This is a genomic window from Bacteroides sp. AF25-5LB (genome assembly GCF_003602965.1).
GTDB classification, from domain to species: Bacteria; Bacteroidota; Bacteroidia; order Bacteroidales; family Bacteroidaceae; genus Bacteroides; species Bacteroides uniformis.
Map to the genome: position 1 here is coordinate 1 of NZ_QTMC01000006.1, position 17,831 is coordinate 17,831.

The 17,831-nt window shown below is 47.1% G+C and carries 24 protein-coding genes; 18 read left to right on the plus strand and 6 right to left on the minus strand.

Translation table 11 applies throughout. The features are described from left to right. Window positions 1–54 precede the first annotated feature (54 nt). The 11 genes from DWY57_RS08375 (at window position 55) to DWY57_RS08420 (ending at window position 9,148) form a co-directional block, all read left to right on the plus strand. Window positions 55–468 carry a PDDEXK nuclease domain-containing protein gene (locus tag DWY57_RS08375; RefSeq protein ID WP_243634660.1) on the plus strand — a complete coding sequence of 138 codons (414 nt, stop codon included), beginning with the start codon at window positions 55–57 and terminating at the stop codon, window positions 466–468. Window positions 469–583: 115 nt separating this feature from the next. Next, window positions 584–1,684 carry an LPO_1073/Vpar_1526 family protein gene (locus DWY57_RS08380; RefSeq protein WP_005826488.1) on the plus strand — a complete coding sequence of 367 codons (1,101 nt, stop codon included), beginning with the start codon at window positions 584–586 and terminating at the stop codon, window positions 1,682–1,684. Then, window positions 1,681–1,911, plus strand: a complete 231-nt coding sequence (locus DWY57_RS08385; RefSeq protein ID WP_005826487.1) for a hypothetical protein — start codon at window positions 1,681–1,683, stop codon at window positions 1,909–1,911. The genes DWY57_RS08380 and DWY57_RS08385 overlap by 4 nt, the downstream gene beginning before the upstream one ends. A gap of 70 nt (window positions 1,912–1,981) precedes the next feature. Beyond that, window positions 1,982–2,128, plus strand: coding sequence for a hypothetical protein (locus DWY57_RS20870; protein WP_005826486.1), 147 nt, complete (start codon window positions 1,982–1,984; stop codon window positions 2,126–2,128). Window positions 2,129–2,142: 14 nt separating this feature from the next. Next, window positions 2,143–3,000, plus strand: a complete 858-nt coding sequence (locus tag DWY57_RS08390) for an SDR family oxidoreductase (protein ID WP_005826485.1) — start codon at window positions 2,143–2,145, stop codon at window positions 2,998–3,000. A 42-nt stretch (window positions 3,001–3,042) separates the two neighbouring features. Further along, window positions 3,043–3,732 carry a glycine zipper family protein gene (locus DWY57_RS08395; RefSeq protein WP_117713553.1) on the plus strand — a complete coding sequence of 230 codons (690 nt, stop codon included), beginning with the start codon at window positions 3,043–3,045 and terminating at the stop codon, window positions 3,730–3,732. 32 nt (window positions 3,733–3,764) lie between these two features. Beyond that, the gene (locus DWY57_RS08400) at window positions 3,765–4,076 is read left to right on the plus strand and encodes an ATP-dependent Clp protease adaptor ClpS (RefSeq protein ID WP_005826483.1); all 312 of its coding nucleotides are present in this window, start codon (window positions 3,765–3,767) and stop codon (window positions 4,074–4,076) included. 15 nt (window positions 4,077–4,091) lie between these two features. Continuing rightward, the gene (locus DWY57_RS08405) at window positions 4,092–6,332 is read left to right on the plus strand and encodes an AAA family ATPase (protein WP_119961596.1); all 2,241 of its coding nucleotides are present in this window, start codon (window positions 4,092–4,094) and stop codon (window positions 6,330–6,332) included. Window positions 6,333–6,336: 4 nt separating this feature from the next. After that, window positions 6,337–6,987, plus strand: a complete 651-nt coding sequence (gene aat / locus DWY57_RS08410) for a leucyl/phenylalanyl-tRNA--protein transferase (protein WP_119961597.1) — start codon at window positions 6,337–6,339, stop codon at window positions 6,985–6,987. 71 nt (window positions 6,988–7,058) lie between these two features. Beyond that, window positions 7,059–8,687 carry an RluA family pseudouridine synthase gene (locus DWY57_RS08415; RefSeq protein WP_165853591.1) on the plus strand — a complete coding sequence of 543 codons (1,629 nt, stop codon included), beginning with the start codon at window positions 7,059–7,061 and terminating at the stop codon, window positions 8,685–8,687. A 71-nt stretch (window positions 8,688–8,758) separates the two neighbouring features. Further along, window positions 8,759–9,148, plus strand: coding sequence for a VOC family protein (locus DWY57_RS08420; protein ID WP_117600690.1), 390 nt, complete (start codon window positions 8,759–8,761; stop codon window positions 9,146–9,148). Window positions 9,149–9,152: 4 nt separating this feature from the next. Here the strand turns inward: DWY57_RS08420 and nfo are convergent, their stop codons facing one another. From nfo to DWY57_RS08435, 3 genes are read right to left on the minus strand one after another with little or no spacing between them, the layout of a single operon-like run. Beyond that, window positions 9,153–9,995 (minus strand): deoxyribonuclease IV, encoded by an 843-nt coding sequence (gene nfo, locus DWY57_RS08425; protein ID WP_005835868.1) that lies wholly within the window; start codon window positions 9,993–9,995, stop codon window positions 9,153–9,155. A gap of 4 nt (window positions 9,996–9,999) precedes the next feature. After that, a complete protein-coding gene (locus DWY57_RS08430) occupies window positions 10,000–10,317 on the minus strand; it encodes an MGMT family protein (protein ID WP_005826471.1) in 318 nt (105 codons plus the stop codon). Window positions 10,318–10,375: 58 nt separating this feature from the next. Beyond that, the gene (locus DWY57_RS08435) at window positions 10,376–10,858 is read right to left on the minus strand and encodes a PepSY-like domain-containing protein (protein WP_005835865.1); all 483 of its coding nucleotides are present in this window, start codon (window positions 10,856–10,858) and stop codon (window positions 10,376–10,378) included. Between the two features lie 145 nt (window positions 10,859–11,003). On the opposite strand from DWY57_RS08435, the gene DWY57_RS08445 reads away from it, so the two are divergent. Genes DWY57_RS08445 through DWY57_RS08455 form a run of 3 tightly spaced genes read left to right on the plus strand, consistent with a single transcriptional unit; the run spans window position 11,004 to window position 12,136 of the window. Beyond that, the gene (locus tag DWY57_RS08445) at window positions 11,004–11,462 is read left to right on the plus strand and encodes a GNAT family N-acetyltransferase (protein WP_005835863.1); all 459 of its coding nucleotides are present in this window, start codon (window positions 11,004–11,006) and stop codon (window positions 11,460–11,462) included. A 36-nt stretch (window positions 11,463–11,498) separates the two neighbouring features. Then, complete coding sequence (locus DWY57_RS08450; protein ID WP_117600687.1) at window positions 11,499–11,777, plus strand: zinc ribbon domain-containing protein; 279 nt, start codon at window positions 11,499–11,501, stop codon at window positions 11,775–11,777. Between the two features lie 2 nt (window positions 11,778–11,779). Continuing rightward, window positions 11,780–12,136: a nitrous oxide-stimulated promoter family protein gene (locus DWY57_RS08455; RefSeq protein ID WP_117600686.1), complete on the plus strand. Its 357-nt coding sequence runs from the start codon at window positions 11,780–11,782 to the stop codon at window positions 12,134–12,136. Here DWY57_RS08455 and DWY57_RS21275 read toward each other — a convergent pair. From DWY57_RS21275 to DWY57_RS08470, 3 genes are read right to left on the minus strand one after another with little or no spacing between them, the layout of a single operon-like run. Beyond that, window positions 12,082–12,288, minus strand: a complete 207-nt coding sequence (locus DWY57_RS21275) for a hypothetical protein (protein WP_009036627.1) — start codon at window positions 12,286–12,288, stop codon at window positions 12,082–12,084. The genes DWY57_RS08455 and DWY57_RS21275 overlap by 55 nt on opposite strands. A gap of 2 nt (window positions 12,289–12,290) precedes the next feature. Beyond that, complete coding sequence (locus DWY57_RS08465; protein WP_005826461.1) at window positions 12,291–12,755, minus strand: MaoC family dehydratase; 465 nt, start codon at window positions 12,753–12,755, stop codon at window positions 12,291–12,293. Between the two features lie 22 nt (window positions 12,756–12,777). Then, complete coding sequence (locus DWY57_RS08470) at window positions 12,778–13,524, minus strand: SGNH/GDSL hydrolase family protein (RefSeq protein ID WP_117966178.1); 747 nt, start codon at window positions 13,522–13,524, stop codon at window positions 12,778–12,780. A 212-nt stretch (window positions 13,525–13,736) separates the two neighbouring features. On the opposite strand from DWY57_RS08470, the gene DWY57_RS08480 reads away from it, so the two are divergent. Genes DWY57_RS08480 through DWY57_RS08495 form a run of 4 tightly spaced genes read left to right on the plus strand, consistent with a single transcriptional unit; the run spans window position 13,737 to window position 17,804 of the window. After that, a complete protein-coding gene (locus tag DWY57_RS08480; protein ID WP_119961598.1) occupies window positions 13,737–15,629 on the plus strand; it encodes a PAS domain-containing sensor histidine kinase in 1,893 nt (630 codons plus the stop codon). 3 nt (window positions 15,630–15,632) lie between these two features. Beyond that, a complete protein-coding gene (locus DWY57_RS08485; RefSeq protein WP_117966183.1) occupies window positions 15,633–16,043 on the plus strand; it encodes a secondary thiamine-phosphate synthase enzyme YjbQ in 411 nt (136 codons plus the stop codon). A 12-nt stretch (window positions 16,044–16,055) separates the two neighbouring features. Beyond that, entirely contained in the window at window positions 16,056–16,781 is a 726-nt protein-coding gene (locus DWY57_RS08490) for an SDR family NAD(P)-dependent oxidoreductase (protein WP_117966186.1), read from the plus strand. A 42-nt stretch (window positions 16,782–16,823) separates the two neighbouring features. Further along, entirely contained in the window at window positions 16,824–17,804 is a 981-nt protein-coding gene (locus DWY57_RS08495) for a lytic transglycosylase domain-containing protein (protein WP_119961599.1), read from the plus strand. Window positions 17,805–17,831 lie beyond the last annotated feature (27 nt).

Below are 17,831 nucleotides of genomic sequence, written 5' to 3' on the forward strand. Positions count from 1 at the left end.
GTAGCTGTGATTTAGTTTAAGTCACTTTGCATAATAAATTTGTTGGCATAAGAAATGGGTAAAGGATTTGCATTCGTAGGACGTCAAATGCCTTTGGAAGTAGGCGATGAAACAATCTATCCCGACTTGCTTTTCTACCACTTGGAACTGCGTTGTTATTGCGTAATCGAGCTAAAAGTGCAGAAGTTCAAACCTGAATTTATAGGTCAACTCGGTACTTATATCAGTGCCGTAAACCATCTAAAATGTAAACCTGGCGATAACCCCACCATCGGCTTGCTTATCTGCAAGACAAAAAACCAAGTAATGGCGCAATATGCACTGGAATCAACAAATCAGCCTATCGGCATATCAGAGTATGAGCTGTCTAAGCTGATTCCCGAAGATATTAAAAGTCAACTGCCTTCGATTGAGGAAATAGAGGAACAAGTAAAGAGAATTCAAGGAAAAAAGAAGGAAGAGAGATGAAGGTTATCTTGTATCAATATAGTGAACTTATTCGGAGAAAAGATAAGTCTATTGGTGAAGCATGTGAATATACCACATGACTCAATAGAGTAAAAAAAATCAAAAACAACTGAATATGTTAGACAACAATAAAATACAGTACATTGGAAAGATTGAGAACTCTAATAATGTAGTTATTATCAATGGAAATCTAACAATTGATGGGCAAATCTCTAAAGACCTCCAGACCTCTTGCCTCGAAATCCTACGGACAGACTTTGATAAATACACTACCACAGCCATAGAACAAGCTAAACAAGAAATTGAAGAGTGTATAAAAAGTATTCTTGAAAAGCTAGCAAAAGAACAACAAAAACACCTGACTGAAAGGTTCCAGTCTTTATCTATGCAAGCCTTTTTACATGATACCCTAATTGAATATATTTCCACAGAAGATAAAAGAGCAAAAGAGTTTATTATAGACGTTTTAATTGACAGACTAAATTTTCAAAACATATCAACAGAAAAAGCCATATTAAACGAAGCGATAAAACTTATACCTAACCTAAATGCATCAACATCTGCTTTGATTACCTTCATGATGCTTAGACAGCAGATGGTCAATCCTTCTATTTCATTTATGCTGGAACTGTTTTTCAAACAACTCTCCCCCATTGTTGACATAGCTTACAATATTAAGACCATTGATATCGAGTATATAATTCAAAGAAATGCTACCATGAATATTTCTGGTTTTTATCCGATAGATACTTTTGAGAATCATTTACTGAAACAATATGATTTATTCTTCAGGCAAAAAATAGACAGACGTTTTTTAGAGGACTTCAAATCAATTCATCCCGAAATTATGAATGCAGTAAACGATATGGGAAGTTGTATGTTTTGTACGTCTCACGAAGAAGACACACTTTCTTTTACAGAGGTAAACAGTGATCTTTTCTATAAAAAATTAAAAGTTAGAGAACAAGAATATCTTATTCCTTTGATTGAAGAGTTTAAAAAGGAAATGCCACCGTTTACAGCCACAGAAGTCAGAAACTATTTTTGTAATTTAAATAAGAACTGGGAGCAAGTATTCAATCTACTAAATAGTTCTACATTAACAAGATTAAGTTTAAGTATCTTAGGATTATATATTGGAACAAAAATCATAGGGAAACTCACTCATTCATCACCGTTATCCATATCTAACTTTAATAAATACATACAAATATGAGCAATCCAGTAGAATTCATACAAAATAATAAAGAGTGGTTAGTTCCCATCATTATAGCCATTTTGACAGCTCTAATTACAGAAATATGTAACTTATTTCGTAAAAGTGGGAAAAGCCACAAACAAAAAGTAGGAAAAATCAGTAAAAGCCATCATATAACTCTCATTAATGGAGAGGTGAATCACCACATTGAAAAAAATAATATGACAAAAGGAAAGAAAACATAATGCTACCCCTATAGCCTTTTCAATACTTTCTCTACCTTTGTAACATTAAACCAAATAAAGTCAAAATGACATGAAGAAACAGATTGCTATACTGACCACCTCCCTGCTCATATTGAACGGATGCGGTTACGTACCCGCCATCGGACAATACCTAAAACAGAACGGACTGGCAGTAGTCATCGGGTACGAAGTGACACACGCCGTAGTTAAACAATAAAACCGGAAACATATATGGCCGATAATTATCTTGAAAATCAGTACGAGCAATACCAGGCACGCAAAGCAGCTTGGGAGAAAGCGAAAAAATCCGGCAAGGTACAAACGCTACATAAGCCGACACTTCCCCTCAAAAAAGGCGGAAAGAAAGTTTTCGTGACCGGAGGTGCCGGGGGGATTGGCAAAGCCATTGTAGAAGCCTTCTGCAAGCTTAATTACCAAGTAGCCTTTTGTGACAAGAATGAACTGGAAGGACAACAAACCGCCCAAGCCACCGGAGCACAATTTCACCCCGTCGACCTAAACAGCAAAGAAGCATTGGAACTTTGCCTGCAAAATATTTTCAAGGAATGGGGGGATATTGACATCATTATAAACAATGCCGGCATCAGTGAATTCTCTCCCATCACAGAAACGAGTGTGGAGACGTTCGATAAAATATTGTCTGTGAATTTACGTCCGGTATTCATTACTTCACATGCGTTGGCAGTACACCGCAAAAGTCAAAACAGCACGAATACCTACGGAAGAATCATTAATCTCTGTTCTACCCGCTATCTGATGAGTGAACCGGGCAGTGAAGGATATGCAGCTTCCAAAGGAGGTATCTATTCATTGACGCATGCGTTGGCTTTATCGCTTGCAGAGTGGCACATCACGGTCAACTCCATCTCTCCGGGCTGGATTCAGACACACGATTATGAACAATTACGGGCAGAAGACCATTCACAACATCCCTCCGGACGGGTTGGCAAACCGGAAGATATTGCCCGTATGTGCCTATTCCTATGTCAAGACGAAAACGACTTCATCAATGGCGAAAACATCACCATTGACGGAGGCATGACCAAAAAGATGATTTATCGGGAATAGCCCTTTTATAAAACAATCTGCCCAACATAATAATTATAGGATATGAACATGAAAAAGTCTTTTATAGGAATCCTGGCAGCAACCATCATCCTCAGCGGATGCGGCACAAGCCAGATGGCTGCAGGCGACCCTAACGCAGTGCTCGCAGGAGCTGCCATCGGAAGTAATGTAGGCGGTGCCATCGGCGGGCTGATAGGTGACAGTAACGGAGGCTGGCGAGGAGGATACCGGGGTTCCGCCATCGGCACCATCATAGGAACCATTGCGGGAGCTGCCATTGCCAATGCAGCCACAGCCCCCAAAAAGCAGGAGGAGTACAGCTACCGGATAGAAAGGACACAGCCCTATCCCCCGCAATCCGGAAGACAGCCGCAAGCATCGGCCATCGACCACTTGAGGATACGGAATATACGTTTCATTGACGACAGCCGCAACCACGTCATCAATTCGGGCGAAAACTGTAAAGTGATTTTTGAAATCATGAACGAAGGAAACAAAACAGCCTACAACGTAGTGCCGGTGGTGGCGGAAACCACGGGCATGAAGCGCATTTACATATCACCGTCGGTCATGATAGAGCAAATAACTCCGCACAACGGTGTGAAATACACCGCCAACATCAGTGCCGGAGAACGGATAAAGACGGGTAACGTCACCATACGCATAGCCATAGCCGACGAGTATGGGGACGAATATGACTGGCAGGAGTTTTCGTTGCCCACACAACGGTAGAACAATGTCTTAACAGTAGTTTTTAAAAAGAAATGGAACAACAGCAATCTTCTTTCAAAGAAAAAGAACGCATAGAATTACGGGAACCCCGACGCTTCAAAGTCACCATCTACAATGATGACTTCACCACCATGGAGTTTGTGGTAAAAGTACTCACCACCGTCTTTTACAAATCATCGGCAGAAGCGGAAACACTGATGCTGCAGGTGCACAAGAGCAACTCCGCGGTAGTGGGCATCTACTCATACGACATCGCCCACTCCAAAGTACAGAAAGCCACCCGCATGGCACGCAATGAAGGTTTCCCCCTCCGGCTCACCGTCACCCCGGAGGAAGAAGAATAAGAAGAAAGAAACAATATGGATATAAAAAATACGATATTCGTAAACCAAGCATTCGCTTCCGCACAAAGAAAGGCCGAGTCTTACCGGCACGAGTTCATCATGCCCGAACATCTGCTGAGCGCCATTATAGAGCAGGAACCCTTTATCCACACCCTGCAAGATACCTTCTACAATTATGTGGAGCTCAGCATCTCGCTGGAAAACTATCTGACGGAAGAAGTGGACACTGTCCCCGACAATGTGGAATACGAGTTGGGACTTTCCGTCCAGCTCAGCTCACTCCTGCAACATGCCTATACGGTGACAGAGTATTCCAGCGCCGAAGAGCTGGATGTTCCTCATCTGATACAAGGCTTGCTGCAACTGGAAGATTCCTGGGCATGCCATTTCCTGAAGGAAGCAGTCGGCGGCGACCTGCCCGAATTCCTCAGCCTGCTCATCACCCACTACGAAGAAGCGGAGCTGGCAGAAGAAGCAGGCGGTACGCCATCTCCCGATGAACAAGAGAAAACAGAACCGTGGCGTAACTACGTGACCTGCCTCAACGACCATCTGGCAGGCCACAACCCGCTTATCGGCAGGGAGATGGAGTTGGAGCGAACCATACAAGTGCTCTGCCGCAAAGAAAAGAACAACCCGTTGCATGTGGGCGAACCCGGTGTAGGCAAAACAGCCCTTGCCTATGGGCTTGCCGCCCGTATCGAAGCGGGCAACGTCCCCGAACGGCTTGCCGGCTTCCGCATTTATGAGCTGGACTTGGGCAGTCTACTGGCAGGCACACAATATCGCGGCGATTTCGAGAAGCGGCTGAAAAGTATCATGGAAGGCATCGGTCGTGAGGGAAATGCCATCGTCTACATCGACGAGATACACAACCTGATAGGCGCCGGACGCACGGGTGAAGGCTCCATGGATGCCTCCAACATGCTGAAACCCTATCTGGAAACCGGGGCAATACGTTTCATCGGTTCCACCACCTACGACGAGTACAACCGCTACTTCGCACGCAGCAAGGGACTGGTACGCCGCTTCCAGCAGATAGACATACTGGAACCGAGCATTGAAGAAGCCATACATATCGTAGAAGGCCTGAAAGAGAAATACGAAACCTACCACGGCGTCACCTACGAGCCCGACGTCATCCCCTACGCCGTAAAGGCAAGCGCCCGCTACATCAGCGACCGTTTCCTGCCCGACAAAGCCATCGACCTGGTGGACGAAGCAGGAGCTTACCGGGAAATACATCCCGCAGACTCCGGAGAACAGACCGTGGACAAGGCACTGATAACCGACATACTGGCACGTACCTGCAAAGTCAATGCCCTCGCCATGAAAGAGGAGGACACCACCGCCTTGGAAAGCCTGCACGAACGCATCAGCTCCCGCATCTACGGGCAGGAAGAAGCCGTCCGTCAGGTGGTGGAAGCTGTGCAAATGTCCAAAGCCGGGCTGCTGGACGAAAACAAACCGATGGCAAGCCTGCTCTTTGTAGGCCCCACCGGAGTAGGAAAGACCGAGGTTGCCAAAGTGCTCGCCGCCGAGCTGGGCATCGCCCTGCAACGTTTCGACATGAGTGAATATACCGAAAAGCATACCGTAGCCAAACTGATTGGCTCGCCTGCCGGCTACGTGGGTTACGAGGACGGCGGCCTGCTGACCGACGCCATACGCAAGACCCCAAACTGCGTGTTGCTGCTCGACGAAATAGAAAAAGCGCATCCCGACGTATTCAACATCCTGCTGCAAGTAATGGACTATGCCGTACTGACCGATAACAAAGGGCGGAAAGCCGACTGCCGCCACGTGGTCCTCATCATGACCTCCAATGCCGGAGCACAATATGCCCGCCAAGCGTCCATCGGCTTCAACAGTCAGGTCACCGCCGGAGAAGCCATGCTGAAACAAGTCAAGAAAACCTTTAAGCCCGAATTCATCAACCGCCTCTCTGCCACGGTGGTCTTCCATGACATGGACCGCCCGATGGCATCACTTATCCTTGACAAGAAACTCGGAGAACTGGGCAGCAAACTGTCCTCCCGTCAGGTGGAAATGGAATTGAGCCAGGAAGCACACGAATGGCTGCTCCAACGGGGCTTTATCCCCGAATACGGCGCCCGGAAGATGGACCGCGTGATAGCCTCGCACTTGAAGCCTCTATTGATGCGAGAAATTCTGTTCGGCACACTGAAGGCGGGAGGAAAAGTATCCGTACAAGTGGAAAACGGAGCATTGAAACTACAACCCACAACCGAATAACGATATGGTCTTTCAACTGACGGATAAACTTGCTTTCCCCGATCCTCACTACGGTGATCCCGACGGGTTGCTCGCCGTGGGCGGTGACCTCTCTATCGACCGCCTCATCCTGGCGTACTCCAACGGTATATTCCCCTGGTACGCATTTCGAGAAGAATTGATACAATGGTGGTGCCCGATGGACCGCTTTGTCATCTTTCCAGACGAAATCCATATCTCCCACTCCATGCGTACGCTCATCAACAAAGGAAAGTACGAGATCACCTTTAACGAGGCTTTCGAAGACGTCATACAAACCTGCGGAGAATTGCGGATGGAACAAGAAGGGGCCTGGCTCGGAAGGAAGATGATGGAAGCCTATACGCACCTGCACGAACAAGGCTTCGCCGCCAGCGTGGAAGTGTGGGAAGAAGAGCAATTGGTCGGTGGGCTGTACGGAATGACCCTGGGACGTTGCTTCTTTGGAGAGAGTATGTTCTCACTCGTTCCCAGCGCCTCGAAGCTGGCCCTCATCCATCTTGCTCAATTCTTCAGGGAACATGGAGGCGTCATGATAGATTGCCAGTTCGAAACTCCTCACCTCAAGACAATGGGAGGCAGGCACATCAGTTACGACGAATATATGACATACATCGAACAAGACTACCGCTTCTAAAAATAATAACGAAAGAAAGATTTACAGTACAAACGGCCGTTATAAGAGAAAAGTAGTATCTTTGCAACATCATGTTGCACCGTTTTACTACTTCCATAACCGACATTCCGCTTCCGGAAAGGTTCACCTATCCTTTCTGCTATACTCCGCACCCATTATGTATATTGGCAGCCAAAGAAGTACAAAGCTATCTTACCCGACAAACTGCATGGAAGGACGAACTGCGCCAAGGCAAAATGTTCGGGGTGCTGATTGTACAGACCGAGCATGAAGAAACCGGATATTTAGCCGCATTCTCAGGCATATTGGCCGGAAAGAACCTACACCCCTTTTTTGTTCCTCCCGTATATGACTTGCTACAGCCACAAGGCTTTTTCAAGATAGAAGAAGAGAACATATCTTCCATCAACCGCAACATCCGGCAACTGGAAAATGACAAAGCATATGCTGCCTTATCAGCAGAGTTTGCCCGAACCATCCGGTTGGCAGAAGACATACTGGCAACAGCCAAAGCACAGTTGAAAGAAGCCAAAACAGCCAGAGAACAGCGCAGAAAAGAAAAAGAACTCAATGCGCAGGAAGAAGCCGAACTGATACGGGAAAGCCAGTTCCAAAAGGCGGAATATAAACGTCTGGAACGTTCATGGAAAGCAAGGATTACCACACTACAAACGCAGACAGAAGACTGGGAAAGACGGATTTCAGCATTGAAGTCTGAACGTAAAACCCGCTCTGCAGCATTGCAGCAAAAGCTATTCGAACAGTTCGGGATGCTGAACTACCGGGGAGAAGTCAAGAATCTCTGTGAGATATTCGGGCAGACCGTGCACAAGACACCTCCTGCCGGTGCGGGTGAATGCGCAGCCCCCAAACTGCTGCAACAAGCTTATCTGCACGGATGGAAACCTATTGCCATGGCCGAGTTCTGGTGGGGTGATTCCCCCAAGACAGAGATACGCCATCACGGCCACTATTATCCGGCTTGCAAAGGAAAGTGCGAACCTATACTGCAACACATGCTGCAAGGTCTACAAGTAGAGGAAAACCCCATGTTGAAAAGAATGCAGGTACCCTCCCAAAATTTGGAGATTGTTTATGAGGACCCATGGCTTTCGGTCATCAACAAACCAGCAGGAATGCTGTCTGTTCCCGGCAAGGAAGATGCAGTCTCCGTCTATAGCCTGATGCGCAGGCAATATCCCGAAGCTGACGGTCCCCTGACGGTACATCGTCTCGACATGGGCACTTCCGGTTTAATGCTCATTGCCAAGAGCAAGCGCGTACACCAGAACCTTCAAGCCCAATTCAAGAACCGCCTGGTCAGGAAACGTTATGTCGCACTGCTCGAAGGTATCGTCCCAGAGGACAAAGGTACGGTCGACCTCCCGCTTTGCCTGAATCCACTTGACCGCCCACGGCAAATGGTACACACCGAACACGGGAAGCCCGCCATCACCGATTATCAAGTTCTGGAACGTCTGGACGGAAAGCGGACCCGTATCGCTTTCTATCCGCGCACGGGAAGAACCCATCAGCTACGTATACATGCAGCACACCCGCTTGGCTTGCACTGCCCCATCATCGGTGATGAACTTTACGGGAAGAAAGCAGAACGGCTTTATCTGCATGCCGAGTATTTGGAATTTACCCATCCTATCACGGGAGAAACCCTAAAGATTACCAAAGAAGCCGAATTCTGACCGTCTGCTGATTTATAATCAGCAAAGTAATACAATAAATGATGATCCTATAAACCATAATAATCAGACTCATGAGAATACATCATATCGCCATCTGGACCTTCCGACTGGAAGAGATGAAAGAGTTCTACACCTGTTACTTCAACGGGAGCAGCAATGAAAAGTACATCAACCCCCAAAAAGGATTCGAATCTTATTTCCTTCACTTCGATGAAGGAACGGATTTGGAACTGATGAGCCGTACAGACATACAGAATACCCCTATTGAGGAAAACAGACTGGGACTGACCCACTTTGCCTTTGCCTTCGACAGCCAGAAAGCTGTCCTCCGACAGACAGAACGGCTACGCACAGCGGGATATACCATCGCAGGAGAGCCCCGTACCTCCGGCGACGGATATTTTGAAAGTGTCGTCCTCGACCCGGACGGCAACCGTATAGAATGTGTATTCAGGGCATAGTCTCTCAATCAGAGGAGACAAAGCTTCTCAACAGTTTTATCTCCTCTGCCCAAAGCGATTCATCGGGCGTCTCCAAAATAATAGGTATACCGTCAAAACGCACATCTTGCATAAAGCGCCGGAAGAAATCCATACCTATCAGCCCCTTGCCGATGCTGTCGTGACGGTCTACTCTGGAGCCGAGTGCTTTCTTGGAGTCATTCAGGTGTATACCGCGCAGATAGCCGAAACCTACCGCTGTGTCAAACTCCTCAAACACCTTGTCATACTCATTCACTATATCATAGCCTGCTGTATACGTGTGGCAGGTATCAAGGCAAACTCCAACGCGAGACTTGTCATCCACCCGGTCAATGATATGTCCCAGCTGCCAGAACTCGTTTCCCACATTGCTACCCTGCCCGGCTGTGTTCTCTATGACAGCCACCACATCGTGCGTCTTGCCCAATATAAGATTAATGGATTCAGCGACCTTGTCCAGACACTCTTCCACGGAAATCTTATTCAGATGGCTGCCCGGATGAAAATTCAGTAACTTCAGCCCTAATTGTTCGCAGCGCTGCATCTCATCCAGAAAAGCGGCACGGCTTTTCTGTAACCCTTCTTCTTCGGGATGCCCTAAATTTATCAGATAACTGTCGTGAGGCAGGATATAGCGGGAATCGAAGCCAAGCTTCCCGCAATTTTCCTTAAACACCCTGATACTCTCCTCCGTCAGCGGCCTTGCCACCCACTGACGCTGGTTCTTGGTAAACAAGGCAAAAGCATTTGCCCCTATCTCACTGGCATTGACGGGAGCCGCTTCCACTCCCCCACTGGCCGATACATGTGCACCTATAAATTTCATAATCTTATTGTATTTGCTCTTTCATGAATTCCCACTGGCATTTTTTCATGTCCACACACCCATTCTTTCTGAACGTCACGCCCTCTGCCTCCAGCAAAGCCCGCTGTTCCGCCCAGCACGGTGCCAGCCTGCCCTGGCTGTTCACTACCCGATGGCAGGGCAAACACATGCCGTCGGGCACATCGTGCATAGCATGTCCCACCATGCGCGAACATTGAGGTCTTCCGACAAGATAGGCTATCTGTCCGTACGTCACCACCCGCCCCGGAGGGATTGCGGCCACTACATTATAAACCTCCTGCTGAAAAGTGTCTTTGTCCATAAAAGTCTGGTTTGGGAAGGCAAAGATATGATAAATTCAGCAGGTATGCGAACAGACGTTACAAGAAAGTGGCTGCGCCGAGCGGATTGTATGTATAGGTGACATTACGGGCACGGATGATTTCGCCCGTCGGGGTAAACAATATCTGATATTTCGTCTGGAGATTTGCCATCCCTACCTCTACCGCCACGATGGACTGCCATTTGGGAAACTGTACCCAAGTGACATTCTGCACCATCCCTCCGGAATATTCACTGGCGGCAAAAGCATTGTAAACGGCAGGGGGCACTTCGTCCATTGTCTCCCAGTCCGTCTGTTGCATTACCCATTGCGCCTGCCCGTCAAACCAGACTTTCGTATCAAAACCGTTCATCAGGAAATCTGCCACATAATAAGATTCATCATGCGACCAGGCAACATCATCTGCCGTAGGATACATTTTCTTCAGTGCAGCTTGTACATCAGCAGGTGCCCAATCGGCAGAAGCCGAGACTGATACCATCAGCATCAAAACCAGAAAAGAGAATTTCAACTTACTCATAACTTCATCAGATTATCATATTATGAGAAGAACGGCGTATGGCAGATTTTGTTCACCGGCAACTCTCAACCATTCAACAGTTAAAAAGAGATATCCATTGTAATTCAATAGAAAATGACTAACTTCACACCAGAAATTCAGAAATATGATAAGAATACATCCCATATCCGGCAACAAAAAGCAATATCTTGACCTGCTGCTGCTTGCCGACGAACAAGAGTCCATGATTGACCGTTATCTGGAACGGGGAGAGATGTTCATCCTATCCGATAATGATACAGTCAAAGCGTCTTGTGTAATCACCTGCGAGGATAAAGGAATCTACGAAATAAAGAGCATAGCTGTCTATCCGGAATACCAGCGCCAGGGATATGGAAGACAACTGATAGCATTCGTTCTTGAACATTATAAAGACCGGTGCCATACTATGCTTGTCGGCACTGGAGACAGTCCGCTAACCATCCCCTTCTATGAAAGCTGCGGATTTGCATACTCACACCGGGTACCCGATTTCTTTATCGATAATTACGACCACCCCATATTTGAAGGAGGCAAGCAACTGAAAGACATGATTTATCTGAAAAGGACGCTTCAACCAAAATAATATCCTATATTTGCATATCACTTAACTCCACACATTATGGAAGCTAAACTTTGCCAAAGCTGCGGAATGCCCTTGTCATCTGCAGAAGTACTCGGAACCAATGCCGACGGTAGCCTCAACGAGGAATATTGCACCTATTGCTACCAGCACGGCAATTTTGCACAAGACTGCACTATGGACGAAATGATAGAACACTGTGCACAGTTCACCGACGAATTCAACAAGAATTCCGGAATGAATTTCACTAAAGAGGAAGCCATTGCCGGTATGAAAGAATTCTTCCCGACCTTGAAACGCTGGCAGTCCAAACAATAAACATGCCGTCCCGTATCGAGCAGGAAAAACGGACAGTAGAACGGATGGTCCGCCTCTACTGCCGGAAAAAGGAAGGTAACAAGCAATTGTGTCCCCAATGCGAGGAACTGCTGGGGTATGCCCGCACTCGTCTTTCACGCTGTCCTTTCGGTGAGAATAAATCCACCTGCAGGCAATGCAGCATTCACTGCTACAAGCCCAAAATGAAAGAACGGATGCGTGAAGTCATGCGGTATGCCGGACCACGGATGCTGTTATATCATCCCGTAGCGGCACTCTGCCATTTGTGGCAGGAGTATGTCCATCAGTATCTCACCAAACGCTTCGGAGTCCCGCGCCAGGAACAGCACAAACAATAAACCGTATCCAGGTCGTATCCTTCCAATGAAGAGGTGCTGTCTTTAGGCACAATCTCGCCTTTGTCAGAGATATAGACCGGCAGGCGCTCACCTTGTCCATTCATCACAAAAAATGCCCCCACTTTGCATTGAGGGCATACCATCTTACGCATAATCAATTGAAATAATACAAAAATATAGCTACCCCTTCCAGTGCCTTCTTCTTTTCACCTTGTATCTCGATGGCAAACTTTATTTCCGCCTTTGCCACGCCGCGCAGATTCGACAGAGATTGTAAATGGGCAACCAGCCGGATGCTCTGTCCGGACAATACCGCCTGACCGAACTTCATCTTGTCCATACCATAATTAATCATCATCTTCAGGTTGTTCACTTCAATAATCTGATTCCACAGATATGGCAACATGGACAAGGTGAGATACCCATGTGCAATGGTGCTCTTAAAAGGGCTTTCCACTTTGGCACGTTCCGTATCGACATGTATCCATTGATGGTCCAATGTCGCATCAGCAAACAGATTGATACGCTCCTGAGGAAGCTCTACATATTCCGAAACACCGATTTGCTGGCCTACCAGCTTTTCAAAATCCTCGTACGAGTTGATAATCACTTTTTCCATTACTCTCTATTTTATTGATAAATTATAAATTCACGCGCTTTATCCACATATCAGCCATTCGTTTATGCCCTGCAGGAGTGGGGTGGATACCGTCCCAAATCCAATAGGTGCCTTGAGAAGCCGGAGCAGTGCCGAGAATTTCATCGAACATCGCATTATAAGGAAGAAATACCGTCTGATAGTCTTTCGCTATCCTCTCTACGATGGCGGCACAGCGACGTACCAGACTGTCACGTTCTGCAAAATCCCCACTCTTGCGCATATTGCCGACATTGGCAACAAAAGGAGCGCCCAGCACTATCTTCAATTCCGGATTGACCTGCAAAGAACGGTCAAGCAAGGAACGGTAACATTTCTCCCATCCTTCAAAATCAAAAGGCTCTTTTTTGTCACCCTGCAGATAGTAATGTACATCGTTTGTCCCCACCAAGACGGAAAGCACATCCGGTTTCATTCCAATGACATCCTCTTCCCAGCGTTTCTCCAAATCCCTGAGAGTGTTTCCACTGATGCCACGATTAAAAAAAGCATATTCCTTTTCCGGGAAATCTCCTTGATAATGACTTGCACACAAATACATATAGCCGCTACCATAAATATGGTTCATATCCCAAAGACTTCGCTCCGCAGTCGGTTTGGGCATCCCACAGGCATTCCCCCAGTTACCGTCCGTGATAGAATCTCCGATAAACAAGACACGCGGGCCGCTTGCATGGAGTAAGAGTGATATGCAGAAAAAAACTATTACAAAGAGTCCAATACGCTTCATGGCATTTTCTTGTTAAGATGTAAAAATTGCAACAAATATACGTCTTATTCCGGCAAGTACAAAAACTCGGGTACCTTTTTCCCATTTCCCCAAAACACATATAACCCTTATTTTTATTTCCGTTCATCACATATTAATTTGGAAATAATGTATCTTTGTCAATATCTTAATTGTTGTGACAGAACAAAAACACCACTATTAAAGATTCCGGTATGAATTCTAAATTTGATTATGACTTACTGTCAGCAATGATGACCAATGCCAATATGGGATGGTGGGAAGCTGATTTAAAGACCGAAAGCTACATTTGCTCCGGATATATCTCCCGGTTGCTGGGACTGGATGAGAATGGAACCATCAGCTTTAAAGATTTCAACAAACGTATTTTGAAAGAGGAACAACGGCATACTACCACACATTCCTTCAACAATATCCGGCAGGCACAAGAGACTGTATATCTGCTCAACACAGTAGAGGGTCCAACGTGGATAAGAAGCAAGGTATGCCTACAGAGAACCGACGAAAACGATAATGTCAAAATCTACGGCATTGCCGAAACACAAGACGGTCCCGACATGTCATCGGCATCCCAAGCCTTACAAGAGCGTAACCGTCTCCTCCATAATATTTATAAATATCTTCCGGTAGGAATTGAGCTCTATAACCGAGAGGGAATATTGATAGATATGAATGACAAAGAGCAGGAAATGTTCCATCTCAAACAGAAAGAAGATCTACTTGGAATCAATATTTTCGAGAATCCGATTTTCCCGGAAGAGATGAAAAGTAAGTTAAGAAAACATGAAAATGCAGACTTCACTTTCCGGTATGACTTCTCTAAAATAGGCAATTACTACAAGACACAGAAGAAGACGGGCACCATAGACCTTGTAACCAAAGTCACAAGCCTTTACGACGATAATCACAACCTGACCAACTATCTGCTAATCAACGCAGACAAAACGGAAACGACCGTCGCTTACAACAAAATACAAGAGTTCGAGAGCCACTTTGAGCTTATAGGTGACTATGCCAAAGTGGGATATGCCAATTATGACCTTCTTAATGAGCAAGGCTATGCCCAACGCAGCTGGTACAAGAACTTGGGTGAGAAAACAGAAACACCGTTGTCCGAAATCATCGGAACCTACAATCATCTCCACCCAGACGACCGTACTATCATGCTTGACTTCCTACAGAACGTAAAGAGAGGACTGGCACACAAGCTCAGCCGGGAAGTACGTGTTCTTAAAGAAGACGGTTCTTTCATGTGGACCCACGTCAACATCATTGTAGAACGCTACATGCCTGAACAGAACATCATAGAGATTATCTGCATCAATTATGACATCACCCAATTAAAGAAGACGGAAGCAATGCTGATACAAGCCAAGGAAAAGGCCGAAGAGGCAGACCGGCTGAAATCCGCTTTCCTTGCCAATATGAGCCATGAAATCCGCACGCCGCTAAATGCGATTATCGGTTTCTCCAGCCTGCTGCACTATGTGGAAAACGAGCAGGAAAGGGAACAGTACATCTCTTTGATAAACCACAACAACCAACTGTTGCTCAAACTAATCAACGACGTTCTGGACCTTTCCAAGATAGAGGCCGGACATATAGAGCTCCATTCCGAATGGTTCAATCCGGCAGAACTCATCGAGGAAAGTATTACCGAGTACGAACGGAACGTTCCGGCAAAAGTGAAACTCTTTGCCAGGCATCCGACAGCCCCCGGCCAGATAGAGCACGACCCTATGCGCATCAAACAGATACTGAACAACTTCATATCGAATGCACTAAAAAACACCGTGCAGGGACATATCGAAGTGTACTACGAAACGGACACAGACGGCATAAGAATCAGTGTTTCCGATACTGGATGCGGTATTCCCCCCGACAAACTGGGAATGATATTCGAACGGTTCGAAAAGGTGGACTCCTTTGCCCAAGGTGCCGGATTAGGACTCTCCATCTGCAAATCCATCGTTGAGAAAATGAACGGAGTGATTACCGTAAATTCGACAATGAGAGTGGGAAGCACATTCACCGTGGAACTGCCCTGCCGGACAAGGCCATTCCTAACAACAAACAAAAAACAATGATTTATGACCACACAGAAAGAATTTACCCTGACCCCTCGCCGACGTGGCTTTCACCTGGTGACAGAGGAGATTATACGCAACCTTCCGCCGCTTCCGCCTGCCGGAATCCTGCATCTGTTCATCAAGCATACAAGCGCAGGCCTCACCATCAACGAGAATGCAGACCCTGACGTACAGACAGATATGGAAGCCATCTTCAACCGCCTCGTAAAAGAACGAGAACCTTATTACCAACATACATGCGAAGGCGATGACGATATGCCCGCCCATGCCAAGGCAACCCTCAGCGGAACCAGCCTCACCATCCCCATCACCAATGGGCGTCTGAACATGGGTATCTGGCAAGGCATCTATCTCTGCGAGTTCCGCAATCGGGGCGGAGGAAGAAGAATTGTAGCAACCGTCATCGGATAATCCCCTATCATCATGCAGAAAGCCATCATCATCGGTGCCACTTCAGGCATCGGACAAGAAGTAGCCAGGATACTTGTACAGCAAGGCTGGCATATAGGCATTGCCGGCAGAAGGAAAGAGGCATTGCATGCTCTGCAAGCCACCGCACCCGACCGGATAGTCACGGAACAACTGGACGTTACGGAAGAGACCGCGCCCCTACACCTCCATAACCTGATAGAAAAGCTGGGAGGCATGGACTTGTTTTTCCTCAGTTCCGGCGTGGGACATCAAAACCGGGACTTACAACCGGACATCGAACTGAACACGGCACGTACCAATGTAGAGGGATTTACCCGCATGGTGACTGCCGCCTTCAACTATTTCAAGACAAGAGGCTCCGGGCATATTGCCGTCATCAGCTCCATTGCAGGTACCAAAGGACTGGGCGTTGCACCGGCCTACTCTGCCACCAAACGCTTCCAGAATACCTATATCGAAGCGCTGGCACAACTTGCCCGGATGCAGCATCTTGATATACACTTCACCGACATCCGTCCGGGATTTGTTGCCACCGATTTACTGAAAAGCGGAAAATACCCGATGCTGATGAAAGCAGACCGTGTAGCACAGCACATAATCAAGGCTTTAAGAGAAAAGAGACGGGTAGTTGTCATTGACGGACGCTACCGGGTAGTGGTGTTTTTTTGGCGTATGATTCCACGATGGCTATGGGAAAGGTTGCCTATAACGAATTGATTTCGTATCTTCACGTCTCCAAACAGAAATAGGCATACAGACATGAAGAAAAACTCAAAATATATCGTGCTTACCGCTGCCATTGCACTGTGCGCTGGTTCCAGCCTCCCCTTCCTCGCAGGCAGCAGTACGCTGAATCCCGAACGCGATTCCGTGAAATCCGAAGTTCCCTACTGCGTAACCTCCCCCAGCGTACCGGACAAGATCACTTTTGCCGGACAAGCTATTGACCTGCTTCGCTACGACCACCGCGAACGTATGGACCGCGAACTGATGTCCTTCACCTACATGCACTCCACCACCATGTTCATGGTGAAGCGTGCCAACCGCTACTTCCCCGTCATAGAGCCTATACTAAAAGCCAACGGCCTTCCCGATGACTTCAAGTACCTCGCTGTGATAGAAAGCAACCTGAACCCGCTTGCCAAATCGCCTGCGGGTGCCGCCGGCCTATGGCAGTTCATGCCTGCCACCGGACGCGAATTCGGACTGGAGGTGAACAGCAACATCGACGAACGATACCATATCGAGAAAGAGACCAAAGCAGCCTGCAAGTACCTGAAAGATGCCTATCAGAAATACGGGAACTGGCTGTGCGTAGCCGCTGCCTACAATGCCGGGCAAGGACGCATCTCCACACAGCTACAGAAGCAAATGGTAGACCAGGCTGTCGACTTATGGCTGGTAGAAGAAACTTCACGCTACATGTTTCGCCTGCTGGCAGCCAAAGCCGTCATCAGCAATCCGCAACAGTACGGTTTTCTGTTGAAACGGGAACATCTTTATCCGCCCATCCCCTACACGGAAGTGACCGTCACAACGGGCATTGCCAACCTGGCACAGTTCGCCAAAGGGAAAGGCATCACCTATGCCCAACTGAAAGATGCCAACCCCTGGCTGCGAGCCACCTCGCTGATGAATAAAAGCGGACGTACTTATACACTGAAGATACCTACGCAGGACGGAATGCATTACGACCCCAAGAAAACAGTACCCCACGACAAGCACTGGGTTATCAACTAAAAGGATGAAGGATGAGGAATGAAGAAT

What these genes read in the sequence shown, in the direction of transcription:
- DWY57_RS08485 (WP_117966183.1), top strand. Translation starts at nt 15,633, where the DNA reads ATGACCACACAGAAAGAATTTACCCTGACCCCTCGCCGACGTGGCTTT.
- DWY57_RS08395 (WP_117713553.1), top strand. Translation starts at nt 3,043, where the DNA reads ATGAACATGAAAAAGTCTTTTATAGGAATCCTGGCAGCAACCATCATC.
- DWY57_RS08385 (WP_005826487.1), top strand. Translation starts at nt 1,681, where the DNA reads ATGAGCAATCCAGTAGAATTCATACAAAATAATAAAGAGTGGTTAGTT.
- DWY57_RS08465 (WP_005826461.1), bottom strand. Translation starts at nt 12,755, where the DNA reads ATGGAAAAAGTGATTATCAACTCGTACGAGGATTTTGAAAAGCTGGTA.
- DWY57_RS08430 (WP_005826471.1), bottom strand. Translation starts at nt 10,317, where the DNA reads ATGGACAAAGACACTTTTCAGCAGGAGGTTTATAATGTAGTGGCCGCA.
- DWY57_RS20870 (WP_005826486.1), top strand. Translation starts at nt 1,982, where the DNA reads ATGAAGAAACAGATTGCTATACTGACCACCTCCCTGCTCATATTGAAC.
- DWY57_RS08405 (WP_119961596.1), top strand. Translation starts at nt 4,092, where the DNA reads ATGGATATAAAAAATACGATATTCGTAAACCAAGCATTCGCTTCCGCA.
- DWY57_RS08450 (WP_117600687.1), top strand. Translation starts at nt 11,499, where the DNA reads ATGGAAGCTAAACTTTGCCAAAGCTGCGGAATGCCCTTGTCATCTGCA.
- DWY57_RS08390 (WP_005826485.1), top strand. Translation starts at nt 2,143, where the DNA reads ATGGCCGATAATTATCTTGAAAATCAGTACGAGCAATACCAGGCACGC.
- DWY57_RS21275 (WP_009036627.1), bottom strand. Translation starts at nt 12,288, where the DNA reads ATGCGTAAGATGGTATGCCCTCAATGCAAAGTGGGGGCATTTTTTGTG.
- DWY57_RS08490 (WP_117966186.1), top strand. Translation starts at nt 16,056, where the DNA reads ATGCAGAAAGCCATCATCATCGGTGCCACTTCAGGCATCGGACAAGAA.
- aat (WP_119961597.1), top strand. Translation starts at nt 6,337, where the DNA reads ATGGTCTTTCAACTGACGGATAAACTTGCTTTCCCCGATCCTCACTAC.
- nfo (WP_005835868.1), bottom strand. Translation starts at nt 9,995, where the DNA reads ATGAAATTTATAGGTGCACATGTATCGGCCAGTGGGGGAGTGGAAGCG.
- DWY57_RS08375 (WP_243634660.1), top strand. Translation starts at nt 55, where the DNA reads ATGGGTAAAGGATTTGCATTCGTAGGACGTCAAATGCCTTTGGAAGTA.
- DWY57_RS08400 (WP_005826483.1), top strand. Translation starts at nt 3,765, where the DNA reads ATGGAACAACAGCAATCTTCTTTCAAAGAAAAAGAACGCATAGAATTA.
- DWY57_RS08415 (WP_165853591.1), top strand. Translation starts at nt 7,059, where the DNA reads ATGTTGCACCGTTTTACTACTTCCATAACCGACATTCCGCTTCCGGAA.
- DWY57_RS08380 (WP_005826488.1), top strand. Translation starts at nt 584, where the DNA reads ATGTTAGACAACAATAAAATACAGTACATTGGAAAGATTGAGAACTCT.
- DWY57_RS08445 (WP_005835863.1), top strand. Translation starts at nt 11,004, where the DNA reads ATGATAAGAATACATCCCATATCCGGCAACAAAAAGCAATATCTTGAC.
- DWY57_RS08420 (WP_117600690.1), top strand. Translation starts at nt 8,759, where the DNA reads ATGAGAATACATCATATCGCCATCTGGACCTTCCGACTGGAAGAGATG.
- DWY57_RS08455 (WP_117600686.1), top strand. Translation starts at nt 11,780, where the DNA reads ATGCCGTCCCGTATCGAGCAGGAAAAACGGACAGTAGAACGGATGGTC.
- DWY57_RS08480 (WP_119961598.1), top strand. Translation starts at nt 13,737, where the DNA reads ATGAATTCTAAATTTGATTATGACTTACTGTCAGCAATGATGACCAAT.
- DWY57_RS08495 (WP_119961599.1), top strand. Translation starts at nt 16,824, where the DNA reads ATGAAGAAAAACTCAAAATATATCGTGCTTACCGCTGCCATTGCACTG.
- DWY57_RS08470 (WP_117966178.1), bottom strand. Translation starts at nt 13,524, where the DNA reads ATGAAGCGTATTGGACTCTTTGTAATAGTTTTTTTCTGCATATCACTC.
- DWY57_RS08435 (WP_005835865.1), bottom strand. Translation starts at nt 10,858, where the DNA reads ATGAGTAAGTTGAAATTCTCTTTTCTGGTTTTGATGCTGATGGTATCA.